This is a genomic window from Chryseolinea soli (genome assembly GCF_003589925.1).
GTDB lineage: Bacteria > Bacteroidota > Bacteroidia > Cytophagales > Cyclobacteriaceae > Chryseolinea > Chryseolinea soli.
The window spans coordinates 7,213,968-7,227,654 of sequence record NZ_CP032382.1; the positions used below are offsets into that span (position 1 = coordinate 7,213,968).

Sequence of the window (13,687 nt, forward strand, 5' to 3'; positions counted from 1 at the left end):
ACCATGGCCTTTGAAATTGATGTTTTGATTATTTTTTCCGACCGCGACAACGAGGCGACTGGAAACGAACCGGGATGGGTCACTCAATTCAAAAAATTCCTGGAATCCATGCTCACGCAGATCTTGGGAGAGAAACCCAACGTGTTGCTGAAATCCGAGCACGACACCATGACCTCGCCGCGTCTCGACAACGCGGCCGTGTTGGTGTCTATCCTATCCAAAGATTTTATTCAATCCAGCCCCGGCCTGGATCACCTGGAGAAATTCACACAAGTCGCGAGCACCAAGGGGCAAAACAGAGTGTTCAAAGTTTTCAAAACGCCTGTGCCCGTACAGGAGCAGCCGGCGCGCGTACGCGAACTGCTGGGCTATGAAATGTATCAACTCGACCCTGATTCGGGCGAGATCCGCGAATACACCGACTACTTCAGTACGGAGGCTGAGCGCCAGTATTGGATGGAGATGGTGGATCTGAGCTATGATATTTTCGACACGTTGTCGGCGTTCAAAGACAAGTCGTTGGCGAAGGAAGTGAAGAATGTTTTCAAGCGCAAAACCATCTACCTGGCCGAGACGGGCCACGACCTGTCGGTGCAGCGCAATATTATTACCCGTGAATTGCAACGCCACGGCTACACCGTGCTGCCCAACCAAACCCTGCCCGGCAATGTGGCCGACCTGGAGCGCGTGGCTCGCCGCGACCTGGCCGAGTGCAGCATGTCCATCCACCTCATCGGCGCCGTGTATGGCGACATCCCCGAAGGTACCGACCGTTCCGTGGTAGACATCCAGAACCGCATCGCCGCCGAGCGCAGCAACCGCGGACGGGAGAACAAAGAAGAATTTTCACGCCTCATCTGGATATCGCCCAACCTGAACCACATCACTGAGCGCCAAAAGGGATTCATCGAAAACCTGAAACGCGATGTGGAAGCACAAGAGGGCGCCGAAATTTTACAGACGCCGCTGGAAGATTTCAAGAACATCATGCGCGAAGAACTGGCCGACGCCGGGGAAAAGAAAGCGCTGGACGAGACCGGTGGCCGCGCCGTCTACCTCATGCACGACAAAGTAGATCATCTCGATATAAAACCGTTTGTAGAGCTCATCGAGCGTTCAGGATTCAGCGTGCTCATGCCTTCGTTTGAAGGTGAGCTGTTGGAGCTTCGGCAGAAGCACATCGAAAACCTGCGCAACCTGGACGCCGCCATCATCTACAAAGGCAAGGTGAACGATCAATGGGTGCGCATGAAAGCGCTGGACCTGTTGAAGGCGCCGGGCTTTGGCCGCAAAAAGCCCATTATGGGCAAGGCCATCTTCACCGCCAAAGGCTCGCACGTGAACGCCGAGTCGTTCAAGAGCCAGAACCTCCGGGTCATCGATGGCGACAATCAACAATCCCTGGAATCGTTAAAATCATTTTTGCAAGAATTTAAAGCATAGTCATGCAAGTCATTGACGAAAAATTAGAAACCGCCAACCCGTTCCCCGGGTTGCGACCCTTCAAGATCGACGAAAGTCACCTCTTCTTTGGTCGTGAAGGACAAAGCGACGAAGTGCTGCTCAAGCTTTCGAAGAACCGGTTCGTAGGCGTTATCGGTCCGTCAGGAAGTGGTAAGTCGTCGTTCATTTATTGCGGCGTGATGCCCATTTTGTATGGCGGGTTCCTCACCGACGCCAGCCCCAACTGGGAAGTGGTGGTGACACGCCCCGGCGCAGGTCCCATCGACAACCTGGCTGAAGCGCTGCTGAAAAACAACCCCGAGTACCTCGCGTCCGACACCGAAGAGAAAAAGATCAAGCGCACCATCTTCTCTACCTTGCTGCGCAGCAGCTCGCTGGGATTGGTTGAAGCCATCGAGCAGACCCGCAAGGATGTGGACGTGAACTACCTGGTGCTGGTCGATCAGTTCGAAGAACTTTTCCGGTTCAAGGAAGGTCACGATGTAAACTCGGTGAACGAAACGCTCGCCTTTGTGAACCTGCTGATGGAGGCCGTGAACTATCCCGATGCCCCCATCTATGTAGCGATCACCATGCGGTCGGATTTTATCGGCGACTGTGCGCAGTTCCCTGATCTCACCCGCAAGATCAACGACAGTCACTACCTGATCCCGCAGCTCACGCGCGAACAAAAACGGAATGCCATCGAGGGGCCGGTTGCAGTAGGTGGCGCCAGCATTGCGCCCCGCCTGGTGCAGCAGTTGCTAAACGACCTGGGCGATAACCCCGACCAACTCCCCATTTTGCAACACGCCTTGATGCGTACCTGGAGCTACTGGTCGTTGTATCGCGACTTCGAAGAAGAGCACGTTGACCTGAAACACTACGAAGCCATCGGCACCATGACGGAGGCTTTGTCGCAACACGCCAACGAAGCCTACGACGAACTTTCGGAAGAGCAAAAACATATTTGTGAAGTACTGTTCAAGGCCATCACGGAGAAACGCGGTGAGAACTTTGGCATCCGCCGCCCGACACGCCTCACGGAAATTGCCGCCATCGCCAGCGTGGAGGAAGATGCCGTGATCGAGGTGATTGATAAATTCCGGGAACAGGGAAGATCTTTGCTCACACCTGCGCACGGCGCATACATCACGTCCAAATCCATGGTCGACATTTCGCACGAAAGTCTCATGCGGATTTGGGTGCGTCTGAAGAATTGGGTGGATGACGAAGCGGAGGCCGTGCAAATGTATACGCGCCTTGCCGATGCCGCCACCATGTACCAGGTGGGTAAAGCCGGCTTGTGGCGACCACCGGATTTGCAGCTCGCTTTAAATTGGCAAGCCAAGCATAAGCCCACGCTTGTTTGGGGGCAACGTTATAACCCTGCCTTTGAGCGCACCCTCATCTTCCTGGAATATTCCCGGAAAGAATGGGAAACCGAGCAGCGCATCAAGGAAATGGAGCAGAAGGCCAAGCTGAAGCGGGCCAGAGTGTTTGGTATCATCATGGGTGTAGCTACGGTAGTATGCTTGTCATTTCTGGTGTATGCGCTTTTCCAAAAAGCGCAAGCAGACAATGCCCGAAAACTGGCCGTTGCCAATGCTCATCGCGCCGATAGCCTTCGCGTTGTTTCCGATAACGACAGACTTTTGGCTATCAAGGCTAAGGAAGAAGCCGAAGAGGCTCAAAAAGCTGAAGCTGCGCAAAAGTTGTTGGCACAAGAAGCTGAAAAACGCGCGGTTCAAAACGCCGAGCTGGCAAAGAGAAACGCCATCCAGGCGCAAAAGAATGCCGAGGAGGCAAAACTCAACGCCGAGCGCGCCCTGAAGAACGAGGCCATTGCCAAGGAGCAGGAACAGATCGCCAAGCAACAAGAACAGATCGCTAAAGACAACGCGGCCGAAGCCTTGCGACAGCGTTATATCGCCCAGGCGAAAGCCATGGCCGTGAAGTCGAAGGAGTTGAACGATCCGGAACAAGAAGCCCTCATCGCGCAACATGCTTACAAGTTCAACACTGATCACCGCGGATACGAGTACGACAACGACATCTACAACGGTCTGTATGCCGCGTTGAAAAAATACGACCATCCCCTCACCCAAAGCTTGCAAGCCCACGACCGCGGCGCCGCCCGCGCGTTGGTGACCCGCCCTACCGGCAACGAGATCTATTCCGGCGGCAGCGACGGCAAAGTTTTCCGTTGGACGGAAGTGAACAACAACTGGAAATCGGAAATGCTCGTGAACCGTCCCGACTATCAATACTACACCATCGACGTGAGTGCCGATGGAAAATTGCTCATCGCGGCAGGGTTGAATTCCAACAGTGAAACCAAGAACTATGTAGAGGTCTACAACCTCGACAACATGTCGGACGCACCCAAGAAGGTGACGGGCTTTACGTATGCCATCGAGAACCTGAATTTCACACCGGATGGCAAAGGCTTCTATGCCCGCGACAATTCCGGTAAGAGCATCAAGTACTCGGACCTGAGCACGAGCCGCGAAGTCATCGTGCCGCCGGTGAAGATCAATGCCATTGACCTGAGTCCCGATGGAAACTTCTTGGCGGGTGCAGGTGAGAATGGCAGTCTGTACGTTTGGGACATTCGCAACAACTATACCGTAGCGGAACATAAAAATCTGGGACAACACCTCACCGCCGTTTGCTTCGCGCCCGAAGGACGACGCATCGTGGTGGGTGACAACACCGGGGTGGTAACCCTTTTCGACAACCAGAGCAACCTTGTGCTGCGCGTGCTGTCGGGACACACGTCGGTGATCGAGCAGATCCAGTTTAACCACGCCGGCAAGTTCATGGCCACCGCCAGTAAGGACAAGACCGTGCGCCTGTGGAATGTGGACCGCCTGAAAGAACAGCCCATCGTGTTCAGCGATCACAAAGACTGGGTTTGGGGTGCAGCCTTCACACCGGACGATGAGCAATTGCTGGCCTGCGTGCACAGCTCCATCGAAACCGTGAAAGGTGTTGAACATACCATCCACGCCTGGCCTACAAAAATTCCGACCATGGCGAACATTCTTTGCGGCAGCGTAAAACGCAACATCAACAAAGACGAATGGGAGATTTTCGTTGGCGACGACCTTAAGTATGAAAAGACGTGTGCTGATTTACCGGATAACAATAATTGATTGCATGAAAAGAGTTTTTTACGTTCTTCCCTTTGCTTTTTTTGCCTTTACCGCCCACGCCCAACTGACCTCCTGTGCGCAAACCCTGCGCCTGGCCCGGTCTACTTATGAGCAAGGCCGGTTGCACGAGATCCCCGAGTTGCTGACGCGATGCCTGGAGAATGGCTTTTCACAACAGGAAAAAGTAGAGGCCTACAAGCTGCTTTGTCTCGCCTACATTTACCTGGAGGAGCCCGCGAAGGCCGATGAAGCGATGCTGAACCTGCTGCGCACCGATCATTACTTCGAGATCAACCAGACGACCGATCCCGCCGAATTCATTGCCTTGTATCGCACCTTTCGCACGCATCCGATCTACCGTCTCGGTGTGAAGCTGGGCGCGAATGCGAGCCAGCCCAACGTGGTAAGCTATGTGCCCGCCAATGGAGGCACCAGCAAATATTCGGCCGGCATCTCCTTCCAGGGTGGTGTGGCCGTGGAAGTGCCGCTGAACAAGAAGCTGACGATCGATACAGAGTTGAATTTCGTATTGAAGACCTTCAAATATGAAAACAAAGTGACCTACGACGAGATCGCCACCGGCGACCCCCGGAATTTCACCATCACCGGCAAAGAAAATCAAACGTGGGTCACTCTCCCTGTGATCCTGCAGTATCGTTTTCTGGAAAGCAAATTCAACCCCTATGTGGGCATTGGCGCTTCGCTGGATTACCTGTTGAACGCCACCAATAAATTCTCGCGCACCAAGGAACAGGCCGCATCGCTGGATGAACAATCGCTGTCGCTGAACGACTACCGGAACCGGGTCAATGCCAGTGCCATACTGGCCCTGGGTGCGAAAATGAAAGTGACCGGTGGGTTCGCCTTTCTGGAAGTGCGGGGCTCCTATGGAGTCACCAAACTGAACGACGCGGCCGATATTTACGCCCTCTATGCAAAAACCCTCCCGACCGGCGGTTACGTGGACGGCATTTTCAAAATGAACACACTCAGCGTAACCTTGGGATACGTATACAACCGATTCAATCCTAAAAAACTGAACAAGTAAGTCCCTCCCCAATGAAGAAGCTCTCTTTTATTTCGCTTTCCCTGTTGCTATTGTCGGGCTGTAAGAACCTGGAGGACGCCAGTGTTAGTCAACGCAATACGTTCATGCATTTTTATGAAGGTGCCAACAGCTACGTAGCCACCACTGCCGAAATCACCGAGGATGGCTATGTGATTGCCGGCACCATCAACATACCCGGCGATCAGCCCACCTCCAAGATCATTGTGATCAAAACCGATGCCCTGGGCAAGCCCGAGTGGCAAAAGATCATCGACGGCGGGTCGGCCCGGGGAATTACCGTATCGGCTAGTGGTTACATCCTGGTGGGCGACAGTATTCAATTGAACCCAAATTCAGGCAGCATCCCAGACCTGGAAAACTACTGGTCACGCCTCATTCGTATGGATAACAGCGGATCTATCGTATCGGACGTATCCTATGCCAAGACCGTGAAAAATGGTCAGGGCGATGCGCATGTGGACTTTCATGCCGATGCCCTCACGCTGGACGATCAGGGGAACCTCGTGACCCTGGGCACCTATAAATATCCCGGTCTCAACGAATTCGCTTATATCGCCACGCTGAATCCCACGTCGTTGGATACGGTTTGGAAAAAGGAATACAACTACCTGGAGCGTGACTACATCAACACAAAATCGGTATTCTACAATAGCGGCCGCGTGATGTGGGGAGCTACCGTATCGGGTACGGCCAGCAACTTCACGACCTCGTATGTGGCCATGCCGGTGGTGGAGAACAATTCCGTGTTTGTGAATTGCGACTACTTCGGACAACTGACCGAGCAATCGCTGGTGATCAATGATCTCAAGGCTGCCCCCATCGGCTATGGTGCCGTCGGCACGTATGCCGGCACCGATGGCAACAAGGGAAATGTCTTTTTTGTCCGTACCGACAAGCTGGGCAATTTCCAAAAGGAATCGGTCCATTATTATGATGGTGCCTCCGAGAGCATTGCCGTATCGGATCCCACATCGTCGTCCAGCGAAGACACCGGCGAGTCGTTGACGTCGACGCGCGACGGCGGATATGTTTTGGCCGGCACATTAGAAACCACACCCACCCGCGGTAACGGTGGTACGGATATCTGGCTGATCAAGGTCGATGCTTATGGCGCACCGATCTGGGACAAGATCATTGGCGGGCCCACGAATGAAATTGTGTCGTCCATCCGCGAAGCGGCTGATGGCAGCCTCGTGATCTGCGGAACCATCCGCGACGCCTCGGAAGAAACGGGCGGTCTATCGTCGATCTTTTTGATCCGCACCGACAGCCAGGGAGAATTGAAGAATTAATTTTTAGCATACGAATTAACGATATCTGTCTATGGACTTTTCTTTACAACGGAGACGCCTGTTCACCTTTTTGCTGTTTTTCATGGCAACGGGGTCAGCATGGGCCAACAACACTGTAACGATCGAGCAGGACGGCGCACAAGTGGATCCCACCAACGCGTCGCCTATCCTCTTTGTGGTCACCTTCAATGAAGCCGTAACCGGCTTCACTTCCGCCGACGTGGACCTGAGCACGTCCACGGCAACGGGAACGCTGGCAGCCGCCGTAACAGAAATCGCCCCCAACAACGGTACCACCTACCGCGTGAGCGTGACCGGCATGACGGGCAACGGCAATGTCATTGCCCAGATCCCCGCCGCGGCCGCCAAGTTGGTTTCGGATGGAACAACAAATACGGCGGCTAGCACCAGCAGCGACAATTCCGTACGCTTCGACAACACACCGCCCACGGTAAACAATCTTACGCCCAACGACAATGCCACCGGCGTAGCGGTATCCACCAACCTCGTGATCCAGTTCAACGGCAGTTCCCTCGTCAAGGGCACGGGAACGATCGAACTGCGCAAAGACTCCGACGACTCCATGATCGAAAGCTTTGACGTGGCCACGTCATCCAACATTTCGATCAGTGGACAGACGGTCACCATCGACATCAGCAGCAACCTGGCGGTTAGCACCAAGTATTATGTGATCGTCCCCGCCGGCTCCTACACCGACGCTGCGACAAATCCTTTTGCCGGCCTCACGGCCAAAAACGATTGGAACTTCACCACCAACAATCCTGCGCCCTTCGGTTTGTCGACGGTCCCCGCCGACGATGCGACTGGCGTCTCCCTGAGTACGAGCAGTGTAAGCATTACCTTCTCGGAGCCTGTGGTGAATGTGGGTGACAACTCCAACACCAACAATAGGATCAGCATCAGGAACGTGACCGCCGGTAGTACGTTTGAAACCATTGACCCCACTGCCGCGGGAAAAGTAGTGATCGCCGGTTCGACGGTCACCATTAACTTTGTCGGAACGCTTTCTCCCGGCGTCACCTATGCGGTGAGGATCGGTAATTCGGTTTTTGAAGATGTGGATGGTGCGGGCTACAGCGGGATATCCAATGACACGGATTGGAATTTCACAACGATAGCGCTGCCGACGTTCACCTTTAAGTCACCGATAACCATACCCGCTTCTACAACCTCCGCCACGAACACCTGCGTTGGTGAAAAGGTATCGCTGGATGGTACCAACTTCGGTACGACACCCACGGTAACCATCGATGGCACCCCGGTTCCTATGGCCAACTATGTTACCCAGACCTCCACCAAAGTCGAGTTCATCGTGCCTTCGGTAACAGGTTCCTTCGATGTGGTATTGACGAACAACGACAACAGCTTGTCCAGCGCGCCAGCGACGATCAACTTCAAGCCGGCCATCCTGACCAACCTCAATGTGTTTGCCAGCCCGGCCAGCGCTGCCGTTGGCGGATCGTCTGCGATCAAAGTAGACAACTCCCAGTCGACTGTAACCTATCAAATGATCTTGAACCCGAGCACCAACATCGGCAATACGCAAGGTGGTAACGGTGCCCAGCTTTCGTTTGCTACCGATGCTACGCCCGGTGGTGCCGTCTACCCTACTCCTGGCCCGACGAGCTACACGTATAAATTTCAAGCTACCTCCAGCGGTTGTGCCACGAAAACACTCACCAATACCGCCACCGTCAATGTGTCGGCTGTAACCGCTTCTGCCGGTCCGGACAAGGACCTTTGTATCGGCGACGCCGTGACCATCGGCGGCAGCCCGACCGGTTCTGGCGGCACGGGTTATTTCAGCTTTTCATGGTCGAGCCCAGGCGGCTTTACCAGCACGGCAACCAACCCGAGCGTGACGGCACCCGGTACATATACCGTTACGGTGAAAGACAACACGGGCGCAACCGACACCGACGATGTGGTGGTCACCGGCCTTACAAAACCCACAATCGATTTTATGGTCGGAATTCGCACCCAGTTCAACTACGATGAAAGTGCCTACCTGCTTAGCGACAAAACTATCGTTATCCCCAACGATGGCACAGGTGTGTTCAGCGGACAGGGGGTGACTCTCAACTCCACCGACGGCAACTATTACTTCAACCCTCAGGCCTTTACTTCCCAGGCCGTGGGCGTACCGATTACCTACACGCACACCTCGGCCAATGGGTGTTCGAATTCCAACAGCTTTCCTGTGGATGTTAACGTTCCGGGGTCGGCTGTCACCAATTTTAAAACGAAATACTGTTACAACGACAATCCTACCACCGGGCTCGTTTTTAACCAGTCAGTATACACTATTCCCCCCGGAAAAGAGTTTAGCTCTTTGAAGGCGTATGGCTATAATGCGGCAACGGCCCTCTACGGGTTTTATGACCCGTTAGACCCCAACTACCCGCTTAGCAAAAGCGGCCCGACCTATACCTTCAACCCCGTAAAAGCCTATGCCCTTGCGGGGCAAACCTCATCGGTGTATGTCATGGTGTATCTCAGGAACTCTACTCCTGACAAAATTGAGGATCCTTTCTATTTTACCTATTCGGGCGCTATTATGTGGGGGCCCGGCGCCGTACCTGAAATACTTCCCATGAGGGAGGACGCGATTGTCTGCGAAAAAGATCCTTTGATCACGCTCTCCTCCACGCTGGATGCGCCCGGCTTTGGCTATACAACCTTAAATTATCAGGAAACCAGCTACAACTCTGTGTCGGGGTCGGGCACGGGACCTTACACGTTCAATCCCGACCTGGTGAACTTTGGTAGCTTCAATCAGAAGGCGGTTACCGTCAAGTTTAACTACAAGGACAACAACGGCTGCGTGGCCTCGACGCAGCGGTCGGTGACCGTCGTCAAGAAAGTAGGTGGTCCCATCTCCCTCGACCAACAATATTGCCAGTTCTTTGACGGCAAACGCGTGTTATCGGCCGAGTCGCAATACCCTAGCGAAAAAATTACCTTTGCCTGGTATACTTCCTCTTCGCTGTCGGATGTCACGCCCGGCACCGGATCAGTGTTCGATACCGACATCAACACGCAAAACCCTGTCACCAAAACCTATTATGTAACACAAAACTTCCGCAGCTGCGAAAGCGACTACACCGCGGTCAACATCGTGGTTGCCCCGGCGCCGGTGATCAACCTCAACTTCCCGTCGCCTTGCGAAAACCGCGCTACGACCTACGTGGGTCCCGTGCCGCCAGGTTCCAATCCCAGCTATAGCTGGAGTTTCTCAGGCGATTCGCAGAGCTACAACACCAAGGATGTCGTACACACCTTTGCCAACAACGGTCCGGCCAGTGTATCGCTGGTTGTAAAATCAACCAGCAACGGGCAGGAGTGCTCCTCATCCGCCACACAATCCCTTGTGGTGGGACAAAATCCGACGGCGGACGTCACCTTCAATCAATTGTGTGATGGCGACAACACCAACTTGCAAGCGTTGTCGGATCTTAACGCCGAAACCATTTACTGGGATTTTGGCGACGGCGATGTGTGGGCCAAGAGCCCGCAGGGCACGGTGATCAACGATCCCGCAGGTCGCACCACGGGTACTTATCTTGCGCCCCATCACAAATTCACCAATGGTGAAGGCGAGTATACCGTCGAATTGCGTGTATATACCAACCTGAATTGCAGCGACACGGTGAAAAAGACCTTGCGAATTCTCCCCTACCTCAAAAACTTCAACTCCCTCAATCCCTATCACATGGAAGCGCTCAACGGGGGCGACGGTTTCTGGGCAGTCGACAGCAGCAGCGTAAACTCCAGTTGGCAATTCACGGCGCCTAATGATACCGTGATCCACAACATCAACAAGGCGTGGGTAACCAATGGCGACAAGAATGTAAATTTCGGCGATTACAATTCCAACGAGCACTCGGCGGTGAACAGCCCCTGCTTCGACATCACTGGCTTTGAGCGCCCCGTCTTTGCAATGGATTTCATTGCGAATACGGGTTCTGATTCGGGTAAGGATGGAGCAGTATTGCAGGTGTCGACCGACGGCGGCTTGAGCTGGAAAGTGATCGGCGACAAGAACTCCGGTTTGAATTGGTACAATACTATCGGTGTATCGGGTAGCGCGCCCGGCGAGCAGAGCGTGGTGGCCTGGTCAGGCGACCTCTGGACCACCAATATCGACAAGACCGACTCGATCTGGCTGCAAGCCAAACACACCCTGAACCTCCCCGAAAATGTGTTGCCATCGGCCAAAAGGAACAAAGTGCGTTTTCGCGTTGCCTTCGCCAGCAACGGCGATACGGAGTTTGAAGGGGTTGCTTTCAACAATGTGCACATCGAGGACCGTAATCGCATCATGCTGGTAGAGAACTTCACCAACGTGACCGCTGCGGGCGCGGGTGTCAACAACACCCGTTTCAATACTCCCCAAGACGATGTGGTGAAGATCCAATACAACGTGAGCTTCCCCGGTGAAGATGAGATCAACCTGCAAAATCCCACGGACCCTGGTGCCCGCGGAGCTTTCTATGGCATTGCCAATACCGACCAGGTGGTGCCCCGTGTCTACGTTGATGGCACGAGCGGTGGTAAACTTACCGGTCCCACCGACTGGTTTGACCAGAGCAAATCCCTTCGCTCGCTGGTGACGTCGCCTTTGGACATCAGTATCTCCACGGTGCCGGCCAGTACCAGCCAGTTGTCGGTGGTGGCACAGATCACGCCGAATCAAACCCTTACGGAAGGCAAGCTGATAGCCCACGTCGTCATTGTCGAAAACCCCGTGGACGGCAACGAATTTGTTTTGCGTAAAATGTTACCCAATGCGTCGGGCACTGTGCTGGCCATGCCATTGACCACGGGGGTACCTGTCACTTTGCCGACATTGACCTGGCAAGTGGACAACACGCATGTGGACCCGGCCAACCTCTCGGTGGTGGTATTCGTGCAGAACGAAGACACGAAGGAAGTACTGCAGGCGGCCATGCTCGAACATCCGTCCAATCTGCCCACCGCGATCGTGACCGGCACAGAGCCTTCCTTCAGCCAACAGACGTCGCTCTATCCCAACCCAGCCGATCATCAACTCATCATCCACATGCCACAAGCCGCGCGGAAAGACATGCCGCTGTCGATCTTCGACACGTTTGGCCACGAAGTGTTACAACGCACGATCGTTACCGGCGAGCAGCAAGTGGTCGTGAATACAACATCTTTTGCGGCGGGCGTTTACCTGATCCAATTCGAGGCTTCTCCAGGGGTACAGGTACGCAAGAAAGTAGTGGTCACCCACCGCTAATCTCATACCCATTTTCTCCCTTTCGTCTTTATGGCCATTTCGTGGCCGTAAAGACGTTTTAAGGGTTTGAAAACGGACTTTTTATAATTTATAACCCCTTTGGAGGAGATGGTTAGTTGTCCTATTTTTAACGCGTAAACTTCATAACCCCCGTACATGGAAATTTTCCTGAAAGCGGAGACCTGGCTCGCTTTATTAACGCTTACATTTTTTGAGGTCGTGCTGGGCATTGATAACATCATTTTCATTTCCATTGTCTCCAACCGTCTTCCTGTAGAGATCCGCGCCAAGACCCGTAACCTGGGGTTGGTGCTGGCCATGTTTGTGCGCATCCTGCTCCTGCTCACCATCACCTGGGTGATGCGCTTCAAAGAACCCCTGTTCTCCATACCCGGCAACTTCATCTTTCAAGACACCGACCTCGCCATCAGTGGCCGCGACCTCATCCTCATCCTGGGCGGGTTGTTCCTGATCGCGAAAAGTACGCGCGAGATCAACCACGAGATGGAAGGTGAAGAGGAAACCCTGGAAGCGGGCGGCGGCAAAGTCAACGTGGTGGGCATCATTGTGCAGATCATCTTGCTGGATATTATTTTTTCGTTCGACTCCATCCTCACGGCCGTGGGGCTCACCAACCATGTGATCATCATGATCATCGCCGTGGTCCTTTCCATCGGCATCATGATCATCTTCTCGGGAGCGATCAGCGATTTCATTCACCGGCATCCCTCCATGGAAGTGCTGGCCCTGGGCTTTTTGATCCTTATCGGTTTCATGTTGTTCCTCGAAGGACTGCACAAGGAAGTGCCGAAAGGATACATCTATTTCGCCATTGTCTTTTCCATGATCATCGAAATGGTGAACATCCGCGTGCGAAACCGACGAAAGAAAGCCAAAGAAGAATTCCATGACGAATAACGACGACCACCTCCGTTACCCCATCGGCAAATTCACGCCGCAAGAATCCTACACCACGCAGGACATGCTGGCCAACCTGGCACAGATCGAAAAGCTTCCCGTAGAAGTGGAGAAGATCGTGAACAGCCTCACCGCCGAGCAACTGGACATGCCTTACCGCGAAGGCGGATGGACCGCCCGCCAAGTGGTGCACCACATCGCCGACAGCCACATGAACGCCTACATCCGCTTCAAGTGGACGCTGACCGAAGAAACACCGCTGATCAAAGCGTATGAGGAAAAGCTATGGGCTTTAACTCCCGAGACAACCCTGGATCCAGTCATTTCCGTTAGTCTGTTAAAAGCGCTGCACACAAAATGGACAGCGTTGATCAGACTCATCCCGGTGACGGACCTGAAGCGATCGTTCATTCACCCGGATACGAAAAAGCACGTGCCGCTGGACCGGCTCACCGCCACCTATGCCTGGCACGGAAACCACCACCTGGGGCACCTGAAGATTGTGGCCGCCCTCCGGCCCTGA

At 53.9% G+C, this 13,687-nt stretch carries 7 protein-coding genes; all 7 read left to right on the forward strand.

The window, feature by feature from the left end; all coding sequences use genetic code 11:
- Positions 1–3 precede the first annotated feature (3 nt).
- The 7 genes from D4L85_RS29905 (at position 4) to D4L85_RS29935 (ending at position 13,687) form a co-directional block, all read left to right on the forward strand.
- Positions 4–1,443: a hypothetical protein gene (locus D4L85_RS29905; RefSeq protein ID WP_119757797.1), complete on the forward strand. Its 1,440-nt coding sequence runs from the start codon at positions 4–6 to the stop codon at positions 1,441–1,443.
- A 2-nt stretch (positions 1,444–1,445) separates the two neighbouring features.
- Positions 1,446–4,601 (forward strand): nSTAND1 domain-containing NTPase, encoded by a 3,156-nt coding sequence (locus D4L85_RS29910; RefSeq protein WP_119757798.1) that lies wholly within the window; start codon positions 1,446–1,448, stop codon positions 4,599–4,601.
- A 4-nt stretch (positions 4,602–4,605) separates the two neighbouring features.
- A complete protein-coding gene (locus tag D4L85_RS29915) occupies positions 4,606–5,649 on the forward strand; it encodes a porin family protein (protein ID WP_160144092.1) in 1,044 nt (347 codons plus the stop codon).
- 11 nt (positions 5,650–5,660) lie between these two features.
- A complete protein-coding gene (locus tag D4L85_RS29920) occupies positions 5,661–6,962 on the forward strand; it encodes a hypothetical protein (protein WP_119757800.1) in 1,302 nt (433 codons plus the stop codon).
- Positions 6,963–6,993: 31 nt separating this feature from the next.
- Positions 6,994–12,246 (forward strand): Ig-like domain-containing protein, encoded by a 5,253-nt coding sequence (locus D4L85_RS29925; protein ID WP_119757801.1) that lies wholly within the window; start codon positions 6,994–6,996, stop codon positions 12,244–12,246.
- A 156-nt stretch (positions 12,247–12,402) separates the two neighbouring features.
- Complete coding sequence (locus D4L85_RS29930) at positions 12,403–13,164, forward strand: TerC family protein (RefSeq protein ID WP_119757802.1); 762 nt, start codon at positions 12,403–12,405, stop codon at positions 13,162–13,164.
- Positions 13,154–13,687, forward strand: a complete 534-nt coding sequence (locus D4L85_RS29935; protein WP_119757803.1) for a YfiT family bacillithiol transferase — start codon at positions 13,154–13,156, stop codon at positions 13,685–13,687. The genes D4L85_RS29930 and D4L85_RS29935 overlap by 11 nt, the downstream gene beginning before the upstream one ends.

Excerpts from the sequence above, each read along its gene's own strand:
- D4L85_RS29905 (WP_119757797.1), top strand. The coding sequence starts at position 4 with ATGGCCTTTGAAATTGATGTTTTGATTATTTTTTCCGACCGCGACAAC.
- D4L85_RS29910 (WP_119757798.1), top strand. The coding sequence starts at position 1,446 with ATGCAAGTCATTGACGAAAAATTAGAAACCGCCAACCCGTTCCCCGGG.
- D4L85_RS29915 (WP_160144092.1), top strand. The coding sequence starts at position 4,606 with ATGAAAAGAGTTTTTTACGTTCTTCCCTTTGCTTTTTTTGCCTTTACC.
- D4L85_RS29920 (WP_119757800.1), top strand. The coding sequence starts at position 5,661 with ATGAAGAAGCTCTCTTTTATTTCGCTTTCCCTGTTGCTATTGTCGGGC.
- D4L85_RS29925 (WP_119757801.1), top strand. The coding sequence starts at position 6,994 with ATGGACTTTTCTTTACAACGGAGACGCCTGTTCACCTTTTTGCTGTTT.
- D4L85_RS29930 (WP_119757802.1), top strand. The coding sequence starts at position 12,403 with ATGGAAATTTTCCTGAAAGCGGAGACCTGGCTCGCTTTATTAACGCTT.
- D4L85_RS29935 (WP_119757803.1), top strand. The coding sequence starts at position 13,154 with ATGACGAATAACGACGACCACCTCCGTTACCCCATCGGCAAATTCACG.